This is a genomic window from Azospirillum picis, assembly GCF_017876115.1.
GTDB lineage: Bacteria > Pseudomonadota > Alphaproteobacteria > Azospirillales > Azospirillaceae > Azospirillum > Azospirillum picis.
The window spans coordinates 340,132-367,062 of the sequence record NZ_JAGINO010000004.1 but is presented as its reverse complement, the minus strand read 5'-3'; the positions used below and the strand labels follow the sequence as shown (position 1 = coordinate 367,062).

At 68.1% G+C, this 26,931-nt stretch carries 18 protein-coding genes; 15 read left to right on the top strand and 3 right to left on the bottom strand.

From position 1 onward, the window contains the following. The first annotated feature begins 90 nt into the window (after window positions 1-90). Window positions 91-2,358, top strand: a complete 2,268-nt coding sequence (locus tag J2850_RS08850) for a helicase-related protein (protein WP_246512918.1) — start codon at window positions 91-93, stop codon at window positions 2,356-2,358. A 73-nt stretch (window positions 2,359-2,431) separates the two neighbouring features. On the opposite strand, the gene gpmA is transcribed toward J2850_RS08850, so the two are convergent. After that, entirely contained in the window at window positions 2,432-3,178 is a 747-nt protein-coding gene (gene gpmA, locus J2850_RS08845) for a 2,3-diphosphoglycerate-dependent phosphoglycerate mutase (protein WP_209980678.1), read from the bottom strand. A 398-nt stretch (window positions 3,179-3,576) separates the two neighbouring features. On the opposite strand from gpmA, the gene J2850_RS08840 reads away from it, so the two are divergent. The 14 genes from J2850_RS08840 (at window position 3,577) to J2850_RS08770 (ending at window position 25,535) form a co-directional block, all read left to right on the top strand. After that, window positions 3,577-3,858, top strand: coding sequence for a MarR family transcriptional regulator (locus J2850_RS08840; protein ID WP_246512917.1), 282 nt, complete (start codon window positions 3,577-3,579; stop codon window positions 3,856-3,858). 1,111 nt (window positions 3,859-4,969) lie between these two features. Continuing rightward, window positions 4,970-7,153, top strand: coding sequence for a hybrid sensor histidine kinase/response regulator (locus J2850_RS08835; RefSeq protein WP_209980673.1), 2,184 nt, complete (start codon window positions 4,970-4,972; stop codon window positions 7,151-7,153). 60 nt (window positions 7,154-7,213) lie between these two features. Then, window positions 7,214-8,509, top strand: a complete 1,296-nt coding sequence (locus tag J2850_RS08830; RefSeq protein WP_209980671.1) for a pentapeptide repeat-containing protein — start codon at window positions 7,214-7,216, stop codon at window positions 8,507-8,509. Window positions 8,510-8,788: 279 nt separating this feature from the next. Beyond that, entirely contained in the window at window positions 8,789-10,384 is a 1,596-nt protein-coding gene (locus J2850_RS08825) for a glycosyltransferase (protein ID WP_209980669.1), read from the top strand. A 143-nt stretch (window positions 10,385-10,527) separates the two neighbouring features. Further along, window positions 10,528-11,652 (top strand): pseudaminic acid synthase, encoded by a 1,125-nt coding sequence (pseI, locus tag J2850_RS08820; protein ID WP_307354190.1) that lies wholly within the window; start codon window positions 10,528-10,530, stop codon window positions 11,650-11,652. Continuing rightward, a complete protein-coding gene (locus J2850_RS08815) occupies window positions 11,645-12,718 on the top strand; it encodes a cytidylyltransferase domain-containing protein (protein ID WP_246512916.1) in 1,074 nt (357 codons plus the stop codon). Before pseI ends, J2850_RS08815 begins: the two co-directional genes overlap by 8 nt. Before the next feature lie 3 nt (window positions 12,719-12,721). After that, window positions 12,722-13,552: an alpha/beta fold hydrolase gene (locus J2850_RS08805; protein ID WP_209980667.1), complete on the top strand. Its 831-nt coding sequence runs from the start codon at window positions 12,722-12,724 to the stop codon at window positions 13,550-13,552. Between the two features lie 20 nt (window positions 13,553-13,572). Then, window positions 13,573-13,821: an acyl carrier protein gene (locus J2850_RS08800; RefSeq protein ID WP_209980665.1), complete on the top strand. Its 249-nt coding sequence runs from the start codon at window positions 13,573-13,575 to the stop codon at window positions 13,819-13,821. Further along, the gene (locus J2850_RS08795; RefSeq protein WP_209980663.1) at window positions 13,818-15,083 is read left to right on the top strand and encodes an AMP-binding protein; all 1,266 of its coding nucleotides are present in this window, start codon (window positions 13,818-13,820) and stop codon (window positions 15,081-15,083) included. Before J2850_RS08800 ends, J2850_RS08795 begins: the two co-directional genes overlap by 4 nt. Further along, window positions 15,080-15,820 (top strand): SDR family NAD(P)-dependent oxidoreductase, encoded by a 741-nt coding sequence (locus J2850_RS08790; protein WP_209980661.1) that lies wholly within the window; start codon window positions 15,080-15,082, stop codon window positions 15,818-15,820. The genes J2850_RS08795 and J2850_RS08790 overlap by 4 nt, the downstream gene beginning before the upstream one ends. 48 nt (window positions 15,821-15,868) lie before the next feature. Then, window positions 15,869-16,927 (top strand): ketoacyl-ACP synthase III, encoded by a 1,059-nt coding sequence (locus J2850_RS08785; RefSeq protein WP_209980660.1) that lies wholly within the window; start codon window positions 15,869-15,871, stop codon window positions 16,925-16,927. 200 nt (window positions 16,928-17,127) lie between these two features. Then, window positions 17,128-18,990: a flagellin N-terminal helical domain-containing protein gene (locus J2850_RS08780; RefSeq protein WP_209980658.1), complete on the top strand. Its 1,863-nt coding sequence runs from the start codon at window positions 17,128-17,130 to the stop codon at window positions 18,988-18,990. 129 nt (window positions 18,991-19,119) lie between these two features. After that, entirely contained in the window at window positions 19,120-19,581 is a 462-nt protein-coding gene (locus J2850_RS08775; RefSeq protein WP_246512915.1) for a flagellar biosynthesis repressor FlbT, read from the top strand. Further along, the gene (locus J2850_RS08770) at window positions 19,578-25,535 is read left to right on the top strand and encodes a tetratricopeptide repeat protein (protein WP_209980657.1); all 5,958 of its coding nucleotides are present in this window, start codon (window positions 19,578-19,580) and stop codon (window positions 25,533-25,535) included. Before J2850_RS08775 ends, J2850_RS08770 begins: the two co-directional genes overlap by 4 nt. Before the next feature lie 154 nt (window positions 25,536-25,689). Here J2850_RS08770 and J2850_RS08765 read toward each other — a convergent pair whose 3' ends face one another. Beyond that, complete coding sequence (locus J2850_RS08765; RefSeq protein WP_209980655.1) at window positions 25,690-25,869, bottom strand: YdcH family protein; 180 nt, start codon at window positions 25,867-25,869, stop codon at window positions 25,690-25,692. Between the two features lie 351 nt (window positions 25,870-26,220). Beyond that, window positions 26,221-26,928, bottom strand: coding sequence for a tetratricopeptide repeat protein (locus J2850_RS08760; RefSeq protein ID WP_209980653.1), 708 nt, complete (start codon window positions 26,926-26,928; stop codon window positions 26,221-26,223). Window positions 26,929-26,931 lie beyond the last annotated feature (3 nt).

Sequence of the window (26,931 nt, the reverse complement as noted above, 5' to 3'; positions counted from 1 at the left end):
AGAGGAGTTCCGGCGTCATAAGACGATACCAACTGGCCGATGCGGCGGTTGACCTTGCATGACCGGACTATTTCCAAGAAAAGAACAGCTATGACCGACGATACCCCCGACAGCCCGGGTCCCGACCGCACCCCCGGCACGGCCGACGAATTCGACCGCCGCGAGGCGTTGCGCGCGGTGGCGGCCGTCGTGCGCGGCGACGGCATCGAGGTGGACCGGGACAGCACGCCGGCCCGCTGGTCGGTGGCGGTGGTCCATCCGGTGTCGGTCCCCGGCACCGACCGCAAGCTGAAGCTGCGCTTCAAGGTGGCCCTCGGCCCCCTGCCGGAGGTCGAAGCCGAGCTGTGGGGCCTGCTGACCAGCGACGAGGGCTTTGGCCGGCCGCAGGCGAAGGCGCTCGGCAAGAAGGTGAAGGCAGCCTGTCTGTCCTCGCCCGCCATCGAGAAGGCCAAGGCACGGGTCGACGGCTGGTTCGCCTCGATGGCGCAACGGGCGGCCGGCTTCGGGGAGTCCTGGCGGCCCAAGGGGTTCGCGGACGAGTTGGGCCGCGTGGTCGGCTTCGGCGGGCGCATCCCGCGCCTGCAGACGCTGCTGGACGCGATGGAGGAGGCATTCTCCACCAGTGCGGCGCGGGCCGGCCTGAAGGTTCGGCGCGAGCGGCTGGAAACCGCCTCGGGGATGGGCGTCTATCTCGACAGCTTCGCCACCGCCCGCGCGATGGTGCGCAAGCTGCGGCTGTTCGTGGGCCCGACGAATTCCGGCAAGACGCACGCCGCCATGGACCGGCTGGCGGAGGCGGAAAGCGGCTGCTACCTCGCTCCCCTGCGTCTGCTGGCGCTGGAGGGGCAGGAGGCGCTGGAGACGCGGGGCCGGCCGTGCAGCCTGGTCACGGGCGAGGAACGCGACGTCCGGCCGGGAGCCTCCTTCACCTCCTCGACCATCGAGATGGTCAACACGGTCAAGGTGTGGGGGGCCTGCGTCATCGACGAGATCCAGATGATCGGCGACCCCGACCGCGGCTGGGCCTGGACCCAGGCCGTCGCGGGGGTCGCCGCGCCCGAAATCCTGATGACCGGCTCGGCGGACGCCATCCCCTACCTCAAGCGCCTGGCCGATGCATTGGGCGAGGAACTCGAGGTCGTCGAATTCACGCGCAAGTCGCCGTTGCGCGTGCAGGAAGAGCGCGTGAAGCTGTCGGAGGTGAAGTCGGGTGACGCGCTCATCGCCTTCTCGCGCAAGGACGTGATGGCCCTGCGGCACGACCTGCTTGGGCGTGGGCATAACGTCGCCGTCATCTATGGTGCCCTGTCGCCGGAAGTCCGGCGGGCCGAGGCGCGCCGTTTCCGTGACGGGACCGCCGACGTCCTGGTGGCGACCGACGCCATCGGCATGGGGCTGAACCTGCCGGTGGCCCGCGTCGTTCTCTCCACCACCCGCAAATATGACGGGCGCGAGGAGCGCGAACTGACTCCGTCGGAGATCCGGCAGATCGGCGGCCGCGCCGGCCGGTTCGGCATGCATGAGGACGGGCGTGTCGCCGTGCTGGAGGGAGAGAACATCAATCCGGTCCGCCGGGCGCTGACCTCGCCGCCGGTGCCGCCGGAGGACCCGCGTTCGTGGATCTCCCCCAACCTCAGCCATGTCGAGGCGATCGCCCGCGAACTGGACACCGACAGCCTCGCCAAGGTGCTGCGCACCGCCGGCCAGGAACTTCTGCGCGCCAACCAGACCTTCCGCATGACCGATCTGGAGCAGCGCATCCAGGCCGCCGCCGCGGTTGACCGCGCCAGGCTGCCGTTGGCTGACCGCGACATGCTGGCCCGCTGCCCGATCGACACCCGCGACCAGAACAACCTCCGCCTTCTGGGCGGCTGGGCGATCAACCAGGGCAAGGGACTTCGCAACAGCGCCCCCGACGCGGCGGAGCGGTTCCGTCACAATGTCGGAACCGACGTGGAACTCGAGAAGGCCGAGCGGGCGGTGAAGGAGCTGACCGCCTATGCCTGGCTGGCCTACCGGTTTCCCGACGCCTATCCCGAGATGGATCTGTGCCAGGAACGCCGAGCGCATCTCAACGCCTTCATCGAACGGACGCTGGCGGAACGGTCGCTGGCCCGGGCCTGTCCGGTCTGCGGCACCCGGCTGAAGGCCAACCATCGCTTCCGTGTCTGCGACGCCTGCTACGGCAGTCGGGTCGAGGAGCGTCGCGGCGGCCGGCGCGGCGGGGCGGAACGGCCGGAGAAGGCGGGCGGCGAAAAGACCGACGCCCACCCGCAACATTTCCATCATGGTGCGGGCAGGGACGGCAGGAAGAGCCCCCTCCCGGGACGGGAGAGGGCTGCGGGGCGCCGGCGATAGGAGTGCGGCGCGAGAGGCGGAGGCAGGGGCGGGGGCGCGTGCGGTGGCGGGGGAAAGCCGGCAGCGCCGTGCTTCAGGCCGCCGCGCCCGGCTCCGGCTTCGGCCAGGTGATCTCTTCGACGGTGCCGCCCTCGCCGAGGAAGTAACGGCGCAGCGGCATCAGGTCGGCGCCCAGCTCGTAGACCAGCGGGCGGCTGGTCGGAATCTCGAACAGGGGAATGTCCTGGTCGGCGACATTGTCCAGGTGCTTCACCAATGCGCGCAGGCTGTTGCCGTGCGCCGACACCAGCACGCGGGAACCGAGGCGCAGCGCGGGGCTGATCGTTTCGGTCCAGTATGGGACCACCCGTGCGGTGGTGTCCTTCAGGCTTTCGCCACGCGGCAGGTTGGATGTGGCGATGCCGTCATAGCGGCGGTCGATGACGGCCGAGCGCCGATCGTCCGGCTCGATCGGCGGTGGCGGCACGTCCCAACTGCGCCGCCACTGGAACACCTGGTCGGCGCCGTGGCGTTCGGCGGTTTCCGCTTTGTTGAGACCCTGCAACGCGCCGTAATGCCGCTCGTTCAACCGCCAGTGCTTATGCACCGGCAGCCACAGCCGGTCCATGTCGCGCAGCACGATGTGCAGCGTCTCGATGGCACGGCTCAGGACGGACGTGAAGGCGATGTCCACGTCCATGCCGGCCTCCTTCAGCAGCGCGGCGGCCTGCCGCGTCTCTGCGATGCCGCGGTCGGTCAGGCCGACATCGGTCCATCCGGTGAAGCGGTCTTCCGCATTCCACACGCTCTGGCCGTGACGCAGCAGAATCAGTCGATGCATGGCGGATCTCCCGTCGGGCGGATACGTCCGGACAGCAACATCGGCGCTTCGTGGGCGGTTCCCCGTCCTTCGCAGGTGCCGGGAAAAACCCTTTTCCCAATATTGCTTCCGGAGACAGCAATTATGTCAGCCGCGAAATAGGCAAGACATACTCGGACAATATTCGTGCTGTAGCTTGAGGGCATCTGAAATCGCCGGCCCCGCCGGCCCGTGTGGATGGAGGGGGCGACAGACGCAGGCGGATATCCAAGGCCGGCGCCCATCCCCGTTCACCATGTCGGACGGTGCCCCTGGACATAGTTCGCCGCCTTCCTTCCGCAGAAGGAGGTGCGGCGAGTTGCCACGCCAATTGCGATTGTCGCTCCCGGAACCCGACAACCTTGCGTATAGAGGCTGCGATGCTGCATCACCATGATGTCCTCTCCAGAACTGTTTCGACCGACCGAGAGATCACTCTGGAGGCGCTTCGTGTGTTCACCTATCTGAGCCGGAGGCTCCATTTCGACCGCCCCATCCCGGTGCTTCAGTCCGAGCTGGCTGATGCCCTGGGCATGCAGCGGCCCAACGTGAACCGGGCCATCAAGCTGCTGGAAACCAAGCAGATCCTTCTGCGGGAATCCAAGCTGGGGCGTGCGATCACGTTCCGGCTCAACCCGGGGCTGGAGGGGGGGCGGGCCTGAGCTCGCCAGGGCGGGAATGCCAGGGCGGGGATGATCGTAGAGACGAGGAAACGGTTCTTCGCCATTTCCGTCCTGAAGGACGCCTTAGCCTTGTTCCAAACGGTACCAAACCACCCGGACCTGCCGTCGGGCGTCGTCACTGCGGTGCCGCCCACGCAGGTCGGGGGGTGTCCGTCCGCATCCAGCAAAGCGGTGCGGCGCGGCTACCCGACATCACCTTTTCGACCGGCAGGACCCTGGCGCTGTTGTTGCCGTTCTGCCGCAGCCGGAAGGTTCCCATTCCCCGTGAGCAGGCAAGGCCACCTAGCCTGCCGAAGACGGCTTGGTCCTCATCGTCCCTGGCGAAACCATCACCAGCACGCCCCCGCTTCGAGCGGCGGCGTGCCTTGTCGTGCTTGCCCTTGCCCTCGCCCTTGCCGGGCCTTGCGGCTAATCGGATGCGTGCATCTCACGGGCCGGCCGCGGTGGAGACCGTCCACCTTCCAGCCATTCGGGCACCATCATTCCGTGTGGATCATCACGGAACGGCAAAGAATTTGCTGATAGAATATAAAATCGCAAAACTCAATTATTATTGCTCGCCGCGGATGCTGCTTTCCCCCGGGAGCGGCCTGCTTCAGACCCTCGAAGGGGTAAGGCTCTATGATGATAGTCATAGACGCCAAGGTGTGTCGCGTGAGATTTCTTCGTATGATAATCTCAGTTTTACAAGTTGAGCTTGGCTGTATCGACACTCTTACTTCCTGAACCGATAGCATCGTGCCGATTGCCGGCATGCTCATTCAAACGGGCCGCGGATTTGTCTTATGTTCCTGGTGATCGTGGCGGCAGCGCCGGCCGTTGGCGATGGCTTTGCGTTGTGAACTCCGCTTCCCTGCCCGATGCGTGTGCCGGCTGCAGTCGAACGAGGATCTGTGCCAGATGATCATCTGTCTAGCGCCGGCAATGCATGCTCGGTCTGCCGGGGCCGCCGGCCTGCCCGTTTCCTCCTTTCCGGGCTGAAGCGGTGTCGACGCGGTTCAAAGGGCTCCCGTCCACGTTTCGGTTCAAGAACCTGCTTCGCCTTCCGAGCGCCGCGGATCTGCCAGGCGCCACGCCGGCATCGAAGCCGATGCTCGCCACTGTTTTCATCGTGCTGGGCCTGCTGGGAACCGGGTCGTGGGCGACCGTCACCATTCTGGACTACCAAGAAACGTTGGAACGCGCCGCCCGCGATGTCCGGCAGGCGGCAGCCCTCCTCAACGGGCATGCCCGGTCGGTGCTGGAGCGCAGCACGGGATTGCTCGTGCGCATCGCCGACCGCATGGATGGCCGCGGGCTGCAGTCCTGGACCGATCGCAGCCTGGACGAGGCCATGCTCGTCGAGCGCTTCGGCCGGCTGACCCTTTTCGATGCGGGCGGGGCGGTCCGCTTCGGTCCGGCGGTCGGTTTCGACGGTGGCAACGACCCCCGGGGACAGTTCCGGTCCGGTCCGCCCGAGCCGCCGTCGGCCGGGCGCCCATTTCCGGCGCCTTCGGCCTCCGGCGCCGGGCTCCAGGCGGCCGAAAAGCGATCCATCCAGGTTCTGTCCGGGCACATGTCCGGGCAGCCGTCACTTCTCCTGCTGCGACGCATCCACACCGCCGCCGGCGCGTTGGATGGGACCGTCCTGGCCGCGGTGCCGATGTCGGAGTTGACGCCATTCCTGGACGTGTTCGACAGCGAGCATGGCCGGACGGTCGGCCTCTATGGTCCGGACGGGCTGAGGCTCGCCGGCTCAGGCCCGTCCTCACTCGGTGTCGTGCCCACGCTGGCGGAGGGGGAGGAGCGGACGATCGCCGGCTGGGGCGGCACAGGGGCCTCCGCGGTGCTGGCACTGGTGCGGATGCAGGGAATTCCGCTGCTGGCCGCCGTGTCGGTGCCGCAGTCCGATGCACTGGCCTCCTGGCACGTCCGGCTGGAGCGGGGCATCCTGGCGATGCTCGTGGGCGTCGCTACGCTGGCCGGGCTCGCGCTGCTGGGCATGCGCGGCCTGCGGCGGGAAGCGGCGGTCCGTCGCGCGTTGACCGATGCGAACGCACGGCTTGAGCAGCGGGTGGCGGACCGGACGGCGGCGCTGAGCGCCGCCAACGTCAAGCTGAGCAGGGCCCTTGAGGAAAAGGAGAGGGCCAACCAGGCGAAAGGCCGGTTCCTGTCCGCGGCGAACCATGACCTGAGGCAGCCGTTCCAGGCGCTTCGCCTGTTCCATCACATCCTGATGGAGCGGCTTTCCGAGTCCCGCGATCGCTCCATCGCCGAGAAGATGGGCGAGGCGCTCGACGCCGGCGAAAAACTCCTGCACGCCCTGCTGGAGGTCGCAACGCTTGACGCGGGCGTGGTGCGGCCCCAGTTGGCCGACGTCCCGGTCGCGCCGGTGCTTGATGATTTGCTGGCCGAATTCCGGTCCTCGGCAGCGGAAAAGGGACTGGTGCTCACCGCCGTGCCCTGCCGGATGGTGATCCGCACGGACCGCACTCTGCTGAACCGGATGCTGGGTGACCTCGTGCGCAACGCCATCCGCTTCACGGAGTCCGGGCGCATCATGCTCGGCTGCCGGCGGCGCGGCCAATGGCTGCGCATCGAGGTGTGGGATACCGGTCCCGGGATCCCGGCCGAACAGCTCGACAACATCTTCGAGGACTTTGTCCAACTCGGCAACCCCGAGCGTGACCGGCGGCACGGCCTGGGCCTGGGCCTGGCCAAGGTGAGGCGCAAGGCGGCGCTGCTGGGGCATGCGGTGGAGGTGCGCTCGCGCCCGGGACGCGGATCGGTCTTCGCCGTCCATGTGCCGGTGGTCGGCATCGAAGGGCCGGTTCCCGCCGCCCCGGCCGCCAGCGCGCCGGCACCGGTCGGCGGCCGGCTGATCCTGGTGGTGGAGGATGATCCAGTCCAGCGCGACGCCTTGCGGCTGCTGCTGGAAAGCTGGGGACACAGCGTGATGGAGGCGGTCGACGGGGAGAACGCGCTGGCGGTTGTTGGCAGCCGGGACAGGCGGGAGCCGGACATGGTGGTCAGCGATTTCCGGCTTCCGGGCCGCCTGACCGGCGTCCAGACGGTGGGGCAGGTTGGAGAGTTGCTGGGGAGGGCGGTTCCCGGCCTGATCCTGACCGGCGACACGGCGCCGGAGCGGATCCGCGACGCGGTCGCCACGGGATGCCGGCTGCTGCACAAGCCGGTGACCCCGGATGATCTGCGCGACGCCATCACGGCGATCTTGTCCGAGCCGTCCACGGGCGTTGCGGACGAGAAGGCCTGCGAAACCCAGCAGGTCGCCTGAATTAACCCTTTCTGAAGCGTGGCCATGCAATGCTGTCGCGGGGAAGGGAGACAGGATCCGATGGTACAGGCTCGTGCGCTCAAGCGCCTCGATCAGTCGCAACTGGACTTGATGGTGCGGCGGCACGAGATGTTCCGCAACGCCCGGATCGGTGGGGCACGTGCCAACCTTTCCTTCTGCGACCTGTCCGGACTGGACCTGTCGGGGCGGGATCTGGCGCATGCCGACTTTGTCGGCGCCTGCCTGCGCGGGGCGAATCTGGCCGGCGCGCGCCTGGATTGCGCCGCCTTCTTCGTCGCGGACCTGAGGCAGGCCAACTTCGATGGGGCCAGCCTGATCAAGGCCGACCTGCGGGGAGCCTGCCTGCGCGGTGCGATCCTGGTCGGCGCCAACCTGTTCGAGGCTGATCTGCGCGACGGCTCCCTGGCGGAGAAGGACCGGTCCGGCCATCTGCATATGGTGCAGATCGACGGCAATCCGGCAGAGGCCGACGGTGCCGACCTGTCGGGGGCCAACCTGACCAATGCCCGGCTGTCGGGCATCATGGCGATTCACACCGATTTTTCCGATGCGGTGCTGCGGGGCTGCAAGATGGTGCGGGCGACCATGCGCGGCGCCAACTTCACGGGCTCCAACATGGAAGGGGCCGACCTGTCAGGTGCCGACCTGCGCGGTGCCTGCCTGCGCGGGGCGGTGCTGACCGGCGCCACCATGGTGATGACCGACCTGACCGAGGCGGACATGGACGAGGCGCTCACCGACAAGCCGGTGGGCCGCGTCGTCGCCGAACTGGGGAGATCGCTGGACGACCTGCTGGCCGATCACATCGCCTGGGTCGGGTCGAACGGGACGCAGGGGGCGATGCTCGATCTATCGGGATTTGACCTGCGCCACGCCCCGTCGCTGGCGCACGGCTGCCTGACCATGCTGCGGGCGCTGGGTGCAACGCTTTACGGCCTCGACCTGACCGGGGTTCAGCTTCAGGCCGCGGTGCTGGACCAGTCGGACCTCCGCGGAGCGAAGCTGGCCGACGGCGACCTGCGTGGCATCAGCCTGAGACAGGCGAAGCTGAACAACGCCGATCTGCGCAACGTCAATCTGCGGCCGCTGGTGTTCGACGAGCAGCGGTCCCGTCCTGCCGACCTGTCGGGCGCCAAGTTCCGGTATGCCGACCTCAGCGGTGCCTGCCTGCGGGCGGTGAAGCTGAACGGCGCGGATCTGTCCTTTGCCAACCTGCGCGGCTGCGATCTGACCAGAACCGACCTCAGCGGCGCCAAGCTGTTCGGTGCCAAGCTGGAGCGGCGCGCCCTGCTGGAGGGGGCGATCCTGGATGGAGTCGCCGGGCTGAAGCTGTAGGCGCCATCGCCCGCCGCACGGTCGGCGACGCGCCGCGCCGCCACCAGAACGCCTGCCAGGTCACCGACCTCGGGCGCGGTGTCGCTGGCGGCGTCGGACTGCCTGTCGAGTTCGGCCACGGCGCTATCGAGCCACCCGGTCACCGGGCCAGCCAGGCCGACCGGGCCGGCAGTCCCGGGTGCAAGCCGTTCCGCTCCCGGCTTGCACCCGGGGCACGGCCGGCGTTACACAGCGACCAAGCCCGCCCAGCCGGGCAAAGCCCGAACGAGAGGTCCAGCCATGCCGCTCATCGAACCGCCGGACCATGCCGGCGAGGCCGTTGCCGCCCTGCTGGCCTACCTCGGCGACAGCCAGTTCGATGCCGGAAAGATCGAGCGTTTTTCCGCTTTGTGCGACGAGCTTCGGCGTGGCATCGGCCTTGAGGGTCGGCTCGCCCTGGCGGAGCGTTTGGAGGCGGATGCTCCCATCGGGGACACCATCCGGTTGCGCTCGGTCCTGTTCCTGCTGACCGGCGACCTCTATCACTACGAGCGCATCCTGCACTATCTGCTGCTGGGCGGCGAGGCGGTCGATCCGGCGCAGATGCACTATGTCCACTGGTGCCTGTCGCGCCAGCTTTTCCTCGGCATCGCCGGTGGGGAAAAGCTGGCCAGCTTCGTTCCCTGCGACCTTTTCCGCTATTACACCGCGCTGGTTCGCCGGACCACGCGGTCCTGGCGGCTGGCGCCGGCGGCGGCCCCACTGCGCGACGGACCGATCCGCCGCGTCGCCGTGGTCACCAACCAGTTCACCAACCGGGGGCACCAGCCGACCCGCGACTGCTTCGACTATGCCGCCCGCCTGCAGGACGATTTCGGGCTGGACGTCGCCATCATCAACGTCAATGGATTGCCAGGCCAGGTTGAGAACCTGTTCATACCGCCGATGGTCGCGGAGGTGGTGGAGGACATGGAGGGCGTCTTCGCCATGCGGATGCTCGGCAGGCAGGTCAAGGTCGCCTCCTTCACCGGCCGCGCCTTCAACAGGGACAAGCTGAGCCTGATCGTCGAGGCCATAGACGGTTACGACCCGGATCTCATCCTGGCCTTCGGAGGCTCGAACATCGTCGCCGACCTGTTCGCCGACGCGGCGGCCCGGCCGGTGCTCTGCCTGCCGACCAGTTCCGGCGTCACCCTGTCGCTGGCACCGGTCGTGCTCGGTTTCGACGAGCGGGATCATACGGCGTCGATCCCGGCGCTCTACCGTGAGCCCTTTGCCCGGCGGTTCCGTCCCTTCACCTTCGGCTACACCCTGCCGCCATCCGACGGGGACCGGATCGAAACCGGATTCGCCGAAGGCACCATCCTGTTTGCGGTGGTCGGCACCCGCCTGGACCACGAGGTGACGGGCGAGGTGTTGTCGTTGTTCGACGACATCCTGGACCGCTGTCCCGACGCGGGCCTTGTTTTCGCAGGCGAGGTCGTGGACCTGCCGGCGCGGCTGGCCAAGGCGCGCAACCACGGGCGCATGCGCTGTCTCGGGCATGTCGGCGACATCCGTGCGCTCTACCGGCGATGCCGGGTCTTCCTGAATCCGCCGCGCCAGGGCGGCGGGGGCGGGGCCGCCTTCGCCCTGGCCGAAGGGGTGCCGGTGGTCACCTATGATTGGGGGGATGGCGCCAGCGTGTCGGGACCGTCCTTCTGCGTTGCCGACCGCACCGCCTATGTGGAGCGGGCCGTCGCCCTCGCCAACGCCGGCGCAGCGGGAGCAGAGGCTGCGGAGGCTGCGGCGCGTTCCCGTTTCGCGGAGGTCGGCGACCGCCGCCGCTGCGTCGAGCGCCTCCTGGCTTATGGCGAGGAGGTCCGGACGATCCTGCGCGGCCAGCGAGGCGGTTGAGCCGGCGGTCGGCGCGATTGGCCTTCCTTCCCGTCTTCATGACGGGCTAGAATCGTCCGTGCGAGTCACGTTTCAAGCGATACCGCTTGAAGCGATCACGCTCCAGGCTGTCGAGCCGCCCATCCTCCTTCGGAACACCGCCCGTGCCGAACGCCAAGCCTGCTCCGCCCGGTTCCGTCCGCCCGACGTGCGCCCGTCCGCCCCTCGTCATCGCCGGCCGCCCGATCGGGCCCGGTCACCCGCCCTACCTGATCGCCGAGATGTCGGGGAACCACAAGGGCGACCTCGGTCGGGCGCTGGCACTGGTGGAGGCGGCGAAGGAGGCCGGTGCCGACGCCGTGAAGCTGCAGACCTATACCGCCGACACCATCACGATCGCCCACGACGGCCCCGGCTTCCGGCTGGAGGGCGGGCTGTGGGAAGGGCGCACGCTGCATGACCTCTACCGCGAGGCGCACACCCCCTGGGAGTGGCACGAGCCGTTGTTCGAGCGGGCGCGGTCTCTTGGACTGACCATCTTCAGCTCTCCCTTCGACGAGACCGCGGTCGACCTGCTGGAGAGGCTGGACGCTCCGGCCTTCAAGATCGCGTCGTTCGAACTGATCGACCTGCCGCTGATCCGCCGCGCCGCGCGGTCGGGCCGGCCGCTGATCCTGTCGACCGGGCTGGCGACGCTCGCCGAGATCGAGGAGGCGATCGGTGTCGTCGGGGAGGTGCCGGTCGCCCTGCTGCACTGCGTCAGCGGCTACCCGGCCCCGGCCGAGGAGTGCAACCTGAAGACCATTCCTCACCTCGCCGACGCGTTCGGTGTCGTCGCAGGCCTGTCGGACCACAGCCAGGGCATCGCGGTGCCGGTCGCGGCGGCAGTGATGGGGGCGTCGATCATCGAGAAGCATTTCACCCTGTCCCGTGCCGATGGCGGTGTCGACAGCGCGTTTTCCTTGGAGCCCGCCGAGTTCCGGGCGATGGCGGACGGGGTGCGCACTGCCACGGCGGCGATCGGACGGGTGGACTATGCGGTGAAGCCCAGCGAAGCCGGCGGCCGCGACTATCGCCGCTCGCTCTACGTCGTCGCCGACATCGCGGCGGGGGAGAGGCTGACCAGCGCCAACGTCCGTTCCATCCGCCCCGGCTTCGGTCTTGCGCCCAAGCACCTGCCCGCGGTCGTCGGGCGCAGGGCCGCACGGCCGCTGCGCCGCGGCGAGCCGCTCGGATGGGAGATGCTGGAGACTGGCGATGAGGCGGACCACGAGGCGCCGCATGGGTGATCCTCGCATCGTTGCCATATCGCAGGCCCGGATGACCTCGACCCGGCTGCCCGGCAAGGTCCTGCTGCCGGCAGCGGGAAAGCCGCTGCTCGCGCATCACCTGGAGCGATTGGCCCGTACGCCCGGCCTCGACGCCGTGGTGCTGGCGACGACCGCGAATGCCGCCGATGATCCGCTCGCCGCCTGCGCGGAGCAACTGGGCGTCGCGGTCTTCCGCGGCGACGAGCAGGACGTGCTCGGCCGCTTCGCCGGCGCTGCGGCGATGGCGGGTGCCGATCTGGTCGTGCGCGTCACGGCCGATTGCCCGCTGATCGACCCCGCCCTGGTCGGCCGGCTGATCGCCGCCTTCGGCGATGGTGGCAGCGATGCCGCTCCGGATTACCTGTCCATCGACAGCACTCTCTATCCCCGTGGCCTGGATGCCGAGATCTTCCCGCGCGCTCTGCTGGAGGAGGCGGATTCCCGGGCCGTCGACCCGGCGGAGCGCGAGCACGTCACCCCCTATATCTACAACCGTCCCGACCGTTTCCGGGTGGCTCCGGCCCTGGCGCCGGAAACGCCGGTGGAACCGCCCGGCCAGCGCTGGTGCGTCGACGAACCTGCCGACTATGACCTGGTTCGCCGCCTCATCGAGGCGCTCGTCCCGGTGAATCCGGAGTTCGGCTGGCAAGATTGTTGCAGGATTCTTCGCGATCACCCGGATTGGGTGGACATCAACCGTTCGGTCCGGCAAAAGACGCTGCACTGGCAGAGCCGGAAGGCCAGAACCGGGACAGACCCGGTGGCAGGCCGGCGGGCTGCGGTACAGGTTCCGGACAAGGAGAAGAAAATCATGGACCGCAAGGAATTCCTTCTCGCCCTCGACGAGATGCTGGAACTGGATCCCGGCACCCTGACCGGCGACGAGACGCTGGAGACGCTGGACAACTGGGATTCTCTCGCGGTCATCAGCTTCATCGCCCTGGTCGACGAGAAGACCGGCGTGGTGGTCGAAGGCGAGAAGCTCGCCAAGGCGAAGACGGTCGCCGACCTGATGGTGCTGGCGGGTGTCCCGGTCGCGGCCTGAGCCGTGCCGCGCCCCGTCTCGGAAGGCAGCCGGCTGCGCGCCGGCGTCGCCACCATCGCCGGCGGTCCTGCCGCCTACCTGTCGGTGGGGAGCGGCGGCATACCGGTGCTGCTTCTTCATGGGTTCGCCGGCGACCGGCTGACCTGGCAGTTCAACCTGTCGGCGCTGTCGACGGGGCGCCGCGCCGTGGCCGTCGACCTTCCCGGTCATGGCGGCTCGACCTGCGACGTCGGCAGCGGCCGGGTGTCCGATTTCGCCCCCTGGCTGGTTGCCTTCCTCGACGCGCTGGAAATGCCGCGGGTCCATCTGGTCGGCCACTCGATGGGCGGCTATGTCGCGCGCGAACTTGCGCTGCGGGTGCCGGAGCGGGTGGTCAGCCTGACGCTGCTGTCCAGCGCCGGGCTGGGAACACCCTTTGATCTTGGCTTCCTGCGGCGGGTCGTCGCGCCGGCCGACATGGCGGAAGGTAAGGCTTGCGCCGAACACCTGTTCGCCCGGCGATCACCCCTGGTGCCAAGAGTCGGCGAGGTCCTGCATGCCCAGGGGGCCGACCCGGTTCGCCGTGCGGCGCTGCAGCGGATCATCGAGGCGTCCTTCGCCGAATACGCCGACGGCGGACCGGTCGTCGACTGGAACCGCTATCCGATGCCGATCCAGATCCTGTGGGGCAGGGAGGATCGCATCATCCCGTTGCCGCCGGCCGACCGGCTGCCATCGGGAGTTCCGTTCCATGTTTTCGACGCTGCCGGACACCTGCCGCACATCGAGGCTGCAAGCCCGGTGACCGCAGCCATCCGCGCCTTCCTGAACCGTTGCGATTCTCCTTCCCCCTGATCCGAACCGAAGCCAATCCCATGACCGACACCATGCTTGCCATGATTGCCGAGGAACTCGAGCGGATCGCCGTGGAAAAGGGGGAGCGGCTGCCGCTCCTGACGCCTGACAGCCGCTTTCTGGATGGCGACCTGCCCATCGATTCCCTCGATCTGGCGACGCTGCTGGTGGTGCTGGAGCAACGGACCGGCAAGGATCCCTTCCGCGCCGGTTTCCGCCAGTTCACCACGGTCGGCGAATTGGCGGCTCTCTATACCGCTGCCGCATGAGCGCGGCGCCTGCCATTGGGAAGCCTGCGGACCGGCTGCGCCCCGGCTGGATTCATCCGGGCTTCCGCCTGATCGAGGGCGGCCACGACCTGGGTTGGCCGGAACTGGCGGCAATGCCGCTGCCTGCCGGCGGCGCCGTGGTCGCCCGTCGCCCCTCCCAGGTTCTGGCGGCGCTGGCCGCCGCCGAGGTGGCCGACCGCGGCCTGCTGCTGACCCGCGGCGGGGAGGCGGAGACGGCCGGCTGGGATCCGGGCCGGGGGTTTTCCGTCACGTTGGAAAGTTCCGGCACCACCGGGGCGCCCAAACGGCTGCGGCACGACTTCGACCGGTTGTGCGGCCGGCTGCGCGGCGTTGAGGACAGCGAGGCGCGCTGGCTGTTGACCTATGAGCCGGCAACCTTCGCCGGGTTGCAGGTCATGCTGACCGCGGCGGCGGCCGGTGCGACGCTGGTGGCCGTGCCGCAGGACCGGACGGGAGCCGGGGCCGGCGGTGCCATCGCAGGGCTGGTGCACGCGGCGCGGGTCCATGCCGTCACCCATATCAGCGGCACCCCCAGCTTCTGGCGTGCCTTCCTGATCGCGCTGGATGGCGCCGAACTGCCGCTCGCCGCCGTGACGCTGGGCGGCGAGGCGGTCGACCAGCCCCTGCTCGACCGCTTGGCCGAGCGCTTCCCGACTGCAAGACTGCGCCATATCTACGCCTCGACCGAAGCCGGTGCCCTGTTCTCGGTGGGCGACGGGCGAGCGGGCTTTCCAGCCGCCTGGTTGTCGGAAGAGGGGGGGGGTGGACCGGAGGGGCGAGCGGACGAAGACCGACCCGGCCTCGCCCTGCGCATCGCCGGCGGCGTGCTGGAGGTGCGGAGCCCGCGTGCGGCGCTGGGAACCGCTGGCGGTGCAGACGGCTGGCTGTCGACCGGCGACCTCGTCGAGCGCTGCGGCGACCGGGTCCTTTTCGCCGGGCGGCTCGGGGGGCTTGTCAATGTGGGCGGGGTGAAGGTGTCGCCGGAGGCGGTGGAGAGGCGCCTGCTGGCGGTCGAGGGGGTGGCCGATGCCGTGGTCGCCGCGGTGCCGAGCCCGATCACCGGGCACCTGCTGACTGCCACCATCGTTCCGGTTCCAGGCGCCGACGAGCCGTCCCTGCGCGCCGCCCTGCGTGCCGCCACCGCGGATCTCGTTCCGGCGGCGCGGCCGCGCGCGCTGACCATGGCCGCGACCATTCCCTTGAGTGCAGCGGGTAAGAAGAGCCGGAAAGGAAGCGCATGAGCGTCACGGACGTGAAACGGCATGTGGTCGTCACCGGCGGCAGCCGCGGCCTTGGCCTGGCGCTGGTCGAAGCGCTGCTGGCGGACGGCTACCGCGTGTCGACCTGCAGCCGCCAGCCGTCGGTGGCACTTGAGCGGCTGGGCTGTCCGGACCTGTTCTGGCATCCCTGCCGTATCGGCGAGGCGGGCGAGGTGCGTGCCTTCTTCGAGGCCGCCACCGCCTGGGGCGGCGATTCGCCCCTATGGGGCTTGGTCAACAATGCGGGGATCGCGCGTGAAGGCGTGCTGGCGACCTTTCCGGACGTCGATGCCGATGCCGTGATCCAGACCAACCTGACCGGCGCCCTCCAGGCCGCGAGGGCCTTCCTGCGCGCAAAGCTGCTGGCGCGGGGACCGGGGCGGATCGTCAACATCTCCTCCATCATCGGCCAGCGCGGCTATGTCGGGCTGGCTGCCTATTCCGCCTCCAAGGCCGGGCTGGACGGGCTGACGCGCGCGCTGGCACGCGAGGTCGGGCGGTTGGCGGTGACCGTCAATTCGGTGGCTCCCGGTTATCTCGATACCGAGATGTCGGGCAGCCTGTCGCAGGGGCAGCGCGACCAGATCGTCCGGCGCACCCCGCTCGGCCGCCTCGGTACGGCCGCCGACGTGGTACCGGTGGTCCGTTTCCTGCTGGGCGGGGGCGGCGCCTTCATCACCGGCCAGACCATCACGGTCGACGGCGGCATCACCTGCTGACGGCGCGGGACCTGGAAGCCGCCGCCGGACAGACGCGAGGGAGGGGACATGGTCGCCAGCCGGATCGAGGGGATAGCCCTGCGCGGCATCGTCGGCTGCGTGCCGGAAGGTCGCGAAGGCCTTGAAGATCTTGCCCGGCGGTTCGGGGACGAGGCTGCGCACAGGATTGCCGCCGCCACCGGCATCGAGTCCCGGCGGATCGTGGCGCCCGGCCAATGCACCAGTGATCTGGCGGAGGCCGCTGCCCGGCGGTTGCTCGACGGCCTGGACTGGACCCCGGACAGCGTCGATCTTCTGGTGGTCGTTACCCAGACCCACGACCACCTGCTGCCCGGTACCGCATCGGTCCTGCACCGCCGGCTCGGCCTGCGCAAGGGCGCCGCGGTGATCGACGTCACCCATGGCTGTTCCGGCTTCGTCTATGGCCTGTGGGTTGCCGCCGGCCTGTTGCGGACGGTGGGAGGGCGCGCCCTGCTGCTGGTCGGCGATACCACCTCCCGGCTGGTCGACCCGGATGACCGGGCGGTGGCGCCACTGTTTGGAGACGGGGCCGGCGCCACGGCCCTGGAGGTGGATGGCGGCGCCCCAGCGATGAGCTTCGACCTCGGCAGCGATGGAGCCGGCGCGCCGTATCTGTCGGTCGAAGGGGGGGCGATGCGTCGACCCGACCTGCCCGCGCGCCTCTTCATGGACGGCACCCAGGTCTTCGCCTTCACCCTTCGCGAGGTCCCCGCGAGCATCGGCACGGCGTTGGAGGGTGCTGGCTGGTCCATCGACGACATCGATCATCTCGTCCTGCATCAGGCGAACGCGCAGATGATCCGTCACCTGGGGCGGAAGCTTGGTGTGGCCACCGAGCGTACGGTCGTCGCCCTGCAGGATCTCGGCAATACCAGTTCCGCATCCATTCCGCTGGCACTGACCGCGGCATTGGGGCCGTCCCTGACCGATGGCGCCCGCCGCCTGCTGCTGTCCGGTTTCGGCGTGGGCTGGTCCTGGGGTAGCGTGGCCTTGATCATGGGGCCGCTCGCATTGTGCGAAACGGTTGTGTTGCCCGGCAACAAGTGCCCGGCAGATTCTGCCGTCCCGGCAACCTCTGCCTCCTGACCGGCAGTTTCTGCCGGGATCCCGGCAAAATTTGCCGGGCCACGCCCTGCCTACCGGAACCGATTTCCTAGAAAACCCGGCAAATTCGAACTGGCCCGCTTCTTGCCTACCTCTTTGGCAGGGGAATTAGTCCCCTTCCGGACCAGCGGCGCCCCGAAGGGCGCGCGGACGGATAATGATCCTCCAAAGGAGTGGCTTCGATGGCTGGCAACGTTACCCTCTCCGCGTCGATGCGGACGAACCTGCTGCAACTGCAGAGCACGCAGTCGCAGATCGAAAAGAAGCAGAACATTCTGGCGACGGGCAACAAGATCAACACTGCCCTCGATGGTCCGACCGCCTTCTTCTCGGCGAAAGGCCTGAACCAGCGCGCCGGCGACCTGACGTCGCTGAAGGACGCGATGGGCCAGTCGATCAGCACCATCCAGGCCGCCGACAAGGGCCTGACGGCCATCGATTCGATCGTCGACCAGGCCAAGGGCCTGACCACCGCAGCCTACGCGGCGCTGGGCAACGACGCCTCCTCGATCGCCACCCGCAAGTCGCTGGCCTCCCAGTTCAACACGCTGAAGGACCAGATCGACAAGCTGGCCTCCGACAGCGGCTACGGCGGCAAGAACCTGATCAACGGCAACGGCCTCAGCATGGACAGCACCAGCGAGTCCCGTGCCTCGGTCAACACCATCACCGGCCTCGACAACGCCCGCGTCACCAACGTGACCAAGGCCGACACCTACTCGATCCGCGTCAAGGGCGACGGCTCGATCGAAGGCAAGACCAGGGACATCTCCGATGCCGAGAACGCGCATGGCCTGACCGGCCTGAAGCTGTCGGGCAAGATGTCGACCACGTCGGGCAGCTTCTCGAACGTCACGGTCGAGGTGCGTGGCGCCAATGGCCGCACCCGCGACATCATCGTCGGCGAGGGCGACGAGAGCCGCACCATCTCCTACTTCGACAACACGCAGGCGATCGAGGCCAAGCAGGTCAAGCCGGCCAAGTCCGGCCAGGCGCAGGTCGCCAACATCAACGTCAGCGGCACGATCGAGGAAGGCGACGTCTTCACCATCTCGGTGGAGGGCCAGTCCTTCAGCTATGCTGCAACCTCCGGCGATGTGGCCATCGGCCAGGACGTCGCCAAGAACGTCGCGACGCGGCTCGCGAACTCGATCAACAACGCGATGGGTGCCGGCGGCCGCCTGGAGGGCAAGGACGTCAAGAGCGTGAGCATCGGCGGCTCCGGCACGATCCGGCTGACTGGCCAGCAGACGGCTGGCGTCGTGCGCGACATGGGGATCACCACCAGCGCCACCAACGCGCTGACCAAGCACATCTCGGAGAGCTTCGCCTCGGGCACCGTCGTATCCTTCACGGTCGACCGCCGCCTGCTGGAGGCCGCCAACAACCAGGGCAACGGTGTCTCGACCATCGAGAAGAAGGTCGACCTGCAGATCCAGGTCACCAACTCCAGTGGTTCCCAGATCACCCGCGACGCCATGAACACCCAGGGCGACAGCAAGTTGTCGGATGGCGAGCAGTCCTATGCCTTCGACAGCGGCACGGTGCGTGTCAACGTCGACCAGAAGAAGATCATGCAGGCGGCGTCGGCCGGCTGCTCGGCGAATCTCGTCACCAAGCAAATCTCCGACGCGAACTCGTCGAACGACATCACCGTCCAGTTGAACGAGTCCAACAGCAGCTCGATCACGGTGAACGCGGTTAACCTGACCACCAGCGGCCAGGGCCTGCAGATCGATGCCGCACAGAACGACTGGAGCGACCGTGCCGACATCGACAAGGCGGTTTCCGGCCTCGACCATGCCAAGGCGACGATCCGCTCGGCTTCGCAGAACCTGTCGACCAACCTCAACATCGTCACCACCCGTGAGAACTTCACCAAGGAGTTCAGCGACGTGCTGACGGAGGGTGCCAGCAAGCTGACGCTGGCCGACCAGAACGAGGAAGGCGCCGGCCTGCTGATGCTGCAGACCCGCCAGCAGCTCGGCACCATCGCCCTCTCGCTCGCCAACCAGTCGCAGCAGTCGATCCTGCGCCTGTTCTAAGCCGGGGAGTTCGGTTAGGATCACGCCCGGCGGGCGGCGGCATAAGCCGCCGCCCGTTTTCTTTTGGGGGTCGAAACGGGTCGGCAAAGGCCGGCCGGCGACGGCACGCACGCACCAGGTCCTTTGCTCATGCCTCTCAAGTTCGTCCTTCGTCCCAATGAAAAGGTCATCATCAATGGCGCCGTCATCGGTGCCGGTGACCGTCCAGGATCATTCTTCCTCTACAACACCGCCAACTTCCTGCGTGGACGCGAGGTCCTGAAGGAAGAGCAGATCGACTGCATCGAGAAGAAGCTCTATTTCGTCATCCAGCTCGTTTACATCTTCCCCGAGGATTCCACGCTGAATCTTCAGCGGTTCGCCTCGATCCTGGAGGAGACGCGGGCTGCACGGCCTGATGTCACCAAGGTCTTGGACGAGATCACGCGGCTCGTCGAGGGGCGCAACTACTATCGCGCCCTCAAGCTCTGCCGTAAGATGTTCAAGGACGGCAGCGGCGCGACCGTCGGAGAAGAGGGCGGCGACGGCGCCGTTCCTCCGTCGGAGGCATCGGAGAGAAACGAACCGGTGGAAAAAGACGGGACGCCGTGACACCGGCCGATCTGCTCGACCTTGCCTTGCCGCTGCACCGTGCCGGCCGCCTTGCCGAGGCGACGGCCCTGTATCGGCGGGTATTGGTCGAAGACCCGGCGAATGCCGATGCACTGCATCTTTCGGCGATGGCCGCGTACCAGGAGGGTCATGCGGCGGAAGCCCTTCGCGGCCTGCGTGTGGCCCTTGCGGTGCGGGCGAATTTCGCCCCGGCGCACAGCAATCTCGGCAACGTTCTCGCCGACCTCGGGCGGTATGACGAGGCCCTGATGGCCTATGCCGAGGCCATTGCCCGGGATGACGGCTATGCCGAAGCCCACGGCAATCGCGCGACCGTCCTGCAACGTCTGGGACGCGGCTCGGAGGCGGCGGAGGCCTATGCCAGGGCGCTCAACATCAATCCCGGCAACCTGACCGTCCGTTTCAACTATGGTGTCCTCCAGCGCGAGCTTGGCCAGATCCCGGCGGCGGCCAACGCCTTCTATGCGGTGGTACAGGCCGACCCGTCCCATTCCCAAGCATGGCGGCATCTGGCGATCTGTCTGCGTGGACTGGGCCATCCGGACGCGGAAGCTTGCCTGCGGCGTGCGCTTGCCGATGCACCGGACGATTGCGAGCTGTTGCTGGAGCTGGGAACGCTGCTGAACGGACAGGCTCGCCATGCCGAGGCATTGGAGGTGCTGGCACCCGGGGTGCGCCGTCATCCCGATAGCGCGATGATGCATGTTGCCGTGGGCGCGGCCCTGCTCGCCTTGGGACGCCCGGCACAGGCGGCGGACCATTTCCGCAGGGCGCTGGCCCATGATCCGTCCATGCAGGGCGTCTACAACAATCTAGGCGTCGCGCTGCTGGATCTGGATTCGAGGGATGAAGCGGTGCGGGTTCTGCGTCGGGCGGTGGCGCTCAGCCCCGCCGATCCCATGGTCCTCAACAATCATGGCACCGCGCTGGATGACCGGCACGATCCGGAGCACGACAACGGACCGTCCGCAAGATGGTATCGCCGGGCAATTCGTCTGCGACCGGACTATGGCAAGGCTTGGCTCAACCTTGGCGGGCTTCAGGCTGCCCGGCTGGACCGCGACAGTGCGGAGGAGCTTTACCGCAAGGCTGCGGCCTGCGATCCCGGCATCGTCGAAAGCTACGTCAATCTGGCGGCGCAGCGCCTGGACCGGGACGACATCACCGGTGCCGAGCGGCTGCATCGCCGGGCTCTGATCATCGATCGCCGGCGGCCGGCGGCCCTCACCGGCCTTGGTCTCGCATTGCAGCTTCAGGGGCGCATCGCCGAGGCCGAAGCCGCGCATCGCGAAGCGCTGGACATCGCCCCCCGTCATGCCGAAGCCGCCGGAAATCTCGGGATGCTGATCTGGCAGGTCCGGCAGGATGCGGCGGAGGCCGAACCCTTGATGACCTTCGCCCTGTCCATCGTTCCGGGGTTGGGGACGGCAAGGCTCAACCGCGGCCTGTTGCGCCTCGCGTGCGGCAGGCTTGTCGAAGGGTGGGAGGATTACCGCTGGCGTTTCCGCGCCAAAGGATACGTAAGCCGGCGGATCGCCGCGCCGCAATGGCGGGGCGAGGATCCGGGTGGCCTGCGTCTGCTGGTCTGGCGGGAGCAGGGCGTGGGTGACGAGATCATGTTCGCCACATGCCTTGCCGCCCTTGTCGCACGTGCCGGCCATGTGGTGGTGGAGTGCGAGCGGCGTCTCGTGCCGCTGTTCAGCCGCTCCTTCCCAGGGGTGACGGTGAGGGCCGAGACGGTCAGGCCCGATGGCAGCGAGAGCATCGTTCCGCCCGATGTCGATGCGCATGTGGCCGCCGGCGACCTGCCGGGGCTGTTGAGTTCTGGCTTGGCGGATTTCAATCCGGGTGGCGTGGCGCTTGTCGCGGACGCGTCCCGGTCAGAGCGTTGGCGGGAGCGTCTGTCGGCGCTGGGTCCCGGCCTGCGGGTGGGGATCGGCTGGCGCAGCCAGATGATGACGACGGACCGGCGGGCCTCCTACGTGATGCTGGAGCATTGGGGCCCCGTCTTCGCGGTTCCCGGCGTGGTGTTCGTCAACCTGCAGTACGGCGAGTGCGAGGCGGAGCTGTCGCAGGCGGAAGCCCGCTTCGGCGTGACCATCCACCGCTGGGCCGACCTCGACCTGAAGGACGATTTCGACGGTGCGGCGGCGCTGATGGCGAACCTGGACCTGGTGATCTCGCCGGCGATGTCGGCGGGTGAGCTGGCGGGGGCGCTAGGGGTGCCGGTGTGGCGCTTTGGCAGCCGCGACTGGACGCAGCTCGGGACCTGTGTGCGTCCGTGGTACCCGTCGATGCGCCTGTTCCAGCCCGCAGCCGGCCAGGGACTGGAGGACACGCTCAGCGCGATCGCCAGGGAGCTGATCCGCATGGCGCGTCCGCCGATGGAGCCGCCGGTTCAGGTGATGCCGGCTGCCCGTGTCGATGAGGCAGGGTCGGCGGACCGGCAGATGAGCGAAGCCATCGAGCTTTACCGCGGCGGCGATGTGGAAGCGTCGGAGCTTCTGGCCCGCAAGGTGATCGGCTCGACTCCCACCCATCCGGTGGCCTTGCACCTGGCCGGCATTCTGGCCAAACGGCAAGGCGCTTTCAACGAAGCGGCGGACTTTTTGGCCCGCGCAATCGCTGCCGAGCCTGCCAACGTGGCGGCCCATGCAGCGCTTTGCGAAGCGTTCCAAGGCCTCGGCCGTCTTGATGACGCCGAGGCGCCGTCGCGCAGCACCGTCGTGCTGCAGCCCGATTCCGCCGGGCACTGGGTGAACCGTACGGCGCTGCTGCGCCGGATGGCCCGAACGGAGCAGGCCGGGCGGACGATCCTTCGTGCCCTCCGTCTGCGGCCGGATCTGGCGCCCGCCCATGGCCATCGCGGGGAACTGGCGGCTGGTCCCGAGGCTGCTGTCGACGCCCATCGCGTCGCTGTCGCGCTCGACCCCGGTTCGGCCGATATGCTCAGCAACCTGGGCGTGGCCTTGCAGGCTGCGGCGAGGCTTCCGGAAGCGGCAAGGGTGCTGGACCATGCCAACCGCAGTGATCCGCGGCATGCCGTGGCGCGGACCAATCAGGGCAACGTGCTCGCTGCGCTGGGGCGTCTGGCCGAGGCCGAGGCCTGCCATCGCGACGCGGTCAGGCAATCACCGGCGCTTGCGGAAGCCCATGGCAATCTCGCCCTTCTTCTGCAGCGGCAGGGCCGCCGCGCGGATGCCCTGGCTGCCTTCGAAGCAGCGCTCACTGCCGACCCGAAATATGCACAGGGTCATTACAACCGTTCCCTGCTCCTGCTGGAGGATGGCGCCCTGCGGGCTGGCTGGGCCGGCCATGACTGGCGTTTCGGTACGCCGCAATTCAAGGATCAACGCCGCCGGTTGGCCATCCGGGCGTGGCGTGGCGAGAACATCGCCGGACGGCGGCTGCTTGTCTGGCGTGAACAGGGGGTGGGTGACGAGATCCTCTTTGCCTCCTGCTACGAGGAGGCGATCCGTCGTGCCGGCCGGCTGGTGATCGAATGCGATCGCCGGCTGGTTCCACTGTTCTCCCGCTCGTTCCCCGCCGCGGATGTCCGGCCGGAGACATCCAATCCACGGGATGCCGATGTGCAGATCGCCGCCGGCAGCCTTCCCCGGCTGTTGCGACCCGATCTGAAGCGTTTTCCGGAGCGGCCGTCCTGGCTTGTCGTGGACGCGTCCCAGTCAGAGCGTTGGCGGGAGCGTCTGTCGGCGCTGGGTGCCGGCCTGCGGGTGGGGATCGGCTGGCGCAGCCAGATAATGACGGCGGACCGGCGGGCCTCCTACGTGATGCTGGAGCATTGGGGGCCGGTCTTCGCGGTTCCCGGCGTGGTGTTCGTCAACCTGCAGTACGGCGAGTGCGAGGCGGAGCTGTCGCAGGCAGAGGCCTGCTTCGGCGTGACCATCCACCGCTGGGCCGACCTCGACCTGAAGGACGATTTCGACGGTGCGGCGGCGCTGATGGCCAATCTGGATCTGGTGATCTCGCCGGCGATGTCGGCGGGTGAGCTGGCGGGGGCGCTGGGGGTGCCGGTGTGGCGCTTTGGCAATCGCGACTGGACGCAGCTCGGGACCGGCGTACGTCCCTGGTACCCGTCGATGCGCCTGTTCCAGCCCGCAGCCGGCCAGGGACTGGAGGACACGCTCAGCGCAATCGCCAGGGAGCTGATCCGCATGGCCGCTCCGCCCCGGTTGGCGACAAGCGGCCATCGTCCTCCCGATCCTGGACAGGGCAGGGATGCCGAACCGGGTGGCCTCGGCCTTCTGGAGCAGGCGGTGGCGGCGCATCGTGCCGGCAATGGGAGGCAGGCTGCCGACCTGTATGAGCGGGTTCTAGCCGAACGCCCGCGGGATCCGGTTGCTCTTCATCTGTCCGGGCTTCTGGCCCACCAGCATGGTGATCCCGCACGAGGCGAGCCACGGATCGCCGCCGCCATTGCGGCCATGCCCGATTATGCGACGGCGCATATCAGCCTGGGAAGTGCCCGTCTGGCCTTGGGCCGTGCCGCCGCCGCTACCGTGAGCTTCCGAGTCGCCTCGGCACTTTGCCCTGACGATGCGACGGCCCAGACCAACCTGGGCAACGCCCTGCATGCCCTTGGCCATGATGGCGCCGCATTGCAGGCTCACAGCCGGGCGGTATCCATCGACCCGTCGCTTGCCGAGGCGCACGACAACCAGGGCGTCACACTCGGGCGGCTCGGCCGGTGGGTGGAGGCGGAGCGGGCGCATGCCTTGGCCATGCGACTGTCGCCGGTCCTTGCTTCGGCTTGGCTGAATCGTTCGGTGGCGTTGCGGCGCCTGGGGCGCCTTGGCGAGGCAGAGGCGATGGGCCGGTTGGCATTGGCGTTGGACCCGATGCTGGCCGACGCTATGGCGAGCCGTGGCCGGCTGTTGCGCGAAACCGGGGATGATGCAGCGGCCCTCCTCTGGTGCACGCGTGCGCTGGCTGTGGTGCCTGGCCACCCTGTCGCGGCCTTCAACCGCAGCATGCTTGATCTGGTGGCAGGACGCTTGCCGCGGGGGTGGGATGGATACGATTGCCGGTTCAAGGCGCCCGACCTTCTGCCGGCAGCCCGCCGTCCCGGCGTGCCGCCGTGGAACGGCGAGGATCCGGCTGCATTGCGGCTGCTGGTCTGGCGTGAGCAGGGGATCGGCGACGAGTTGATGTTCGTCCAGCTTCTGCCGCTGCTGATCGGCCGTGCCCGCCATGTGGTGCTGGAATGCGATCCGCGGTTCGTCCCTCTGTTTGCCCGCTCCTTCCCGGAGGCGACCGTCATGCCGGCTCCCTTCTGGCCGGACTTGCCGGCGGTCAAGGTCGACCGTCACGTTGCGATCGGTTCTCTGGCCCGTCATCTGGCCAGGTCGCTCGCCGGCTTCGCCCGGATCGCCCCGGTGCTGCGGGCCGACCCTACGGCAGTCGAGCGCTGGCGCAGCAGGCTGGCGGCACTTGGGGAAGGACTGAAGGTCGGGATTGCCTGGCGCAGTGGCCAGCTCGATCCCGACCGTGTGGCGGATTACACCCGCATCGAGGACTGGAAACCGGTTCTCGATCTGCCGGGCATTGTTCTGGTCAACCTGCAGTATGGGGATTGTGCCGGCGAACTGGCGACGGCACGGCAGTCATTCGGCCGTGCGCCGCACGCCTTTCCCGATCTCGACCTGCGGAACGACTTGGATGGTGCTGCGGCGCTGATGGCCGCGCTCGACCTGGTGGTGGCACCGGCCACCTCCACAGGTGAACTGGCCGCGGCGCTCGGCGTTCCGGTCTGGCGGCTGGCGCGGCAGGGCGACTGGACGACCATCGGCACGTCCGTACGGCCGTGGTTCGCGTCGATGCGCCTGTTCCGCACTGCGCCCGGCGCACCGGTGAGCGACCTGCTTCCTGCCGTGGCGGCAGAACTGGTGCGGTTGCGGCTGGATCGGGCATAGGGGCTGGCCAGAGAGCATCGCCCGGAATGTCAGCTCAAGACCATCCACGAAATGGAAAAGCCGGGTGAGGCGATCCGCCTCAACCCGGCTGCCTTGGTGATCCGGCCATCAAAGGGCCGGGTGCTCATAGGGTCGCTTGGGTGATTGGGGGAGATCAATTCATCTGGTCGGTGCGCGTCAAACGGTCAATTTCTTCCTTGACGTGCAGCTTCTCGAGCTTGAGGCGCTTTACCGCACTCTCATCCGGCCAGGAGCGCTTTTCCTCGTCGAGGATCGCGCGGTCGAGGCGCATGTGTTTTTCCTGCAGAGACGATAGGCGAGCTTCAGTGTGCATGTGTCGCTCTCCATAGGGTCAGTCCGGTTACCGTTTCAATGTAACGGGCCGGTAACACCAGTCTTCACTGATCCGAACCGCAGAACAACCCTAATCTTGCGTTTCATGCGCAAAAATCGTGCGCAAAACTGCCTGAACCGCTCAGCCGTATGATCGTATGCGGCGACGGTAGGGGATTGATCTCATTTCGTGCAGGACCGTCCGGGCGGGGTCAGCCCCTTTGATAACAGTGGCGATACTGTCTTCGGGAAATCATGACCTGGAAGTTATGACCGGGAAATCGGCCTTCGGCGTTGATGCCCCCTGGTCCCGCACTGCGCCGGTCGGCCACCTTCCGGGTTGTACGGGCAGTCATTCCTGCCGCAATCGGCGCCGCTCCAGAGGTTCCGGCGGCTTGCCAACGGCGGCCAGGCACCGGCGGGCATCGTCATGGTTCGGCCGGAGAACGATCACGCGGCGAAAACAGGCTGCGGCCTCCGCGCCGTTCCCGATGCGGATCAGCAGTTGTCCGAGCAGGAAAGCCGCCGAGATCGCCATCGGATCACGGCGAACGACGTCCTGCAGGATTTCGATCGCCTCCTCGGTCCGACCGGCGGCAGCCAATGCCGTGCCCCACAACTGCAGAACGATGCTCCCGCCGCCGCACCGGACGGCCCTGCCGTAACCGGTGGCGGCCGCTGCCGGATCACCCCGTTCCCGGCCGGTATGCCCGAGACCCTCCTGCGCCGCGGCCAGGGTCGGGTCGAGGGCCAATGCCTGGCAGAAGCGGCGGGCGGCTTTCCCCGGATGGCGCAATGCGCGCAGGATCTTGCCATGGTTGACGGCCGCTTCCGGATCGGAAGGGACCACGGCGAGCGCCCATGACAGCAGCCGGTCGGCGTCCTCCAGCCTGCCGAGCTGTGCTGCAAGCAGGCCGTAGCGGTGCAGGCCGGTGGCGGTGTCCGGCGCTCTGGACAGGAGGCCACGGTAAAGCGCTTCGGCCTCGTCGAAACCGCCGGTCTGATGGTGGTGGTAGGCGGCCGCAAGGCACGCATCGACATCGGTGCTCAGGCAGGACATCGG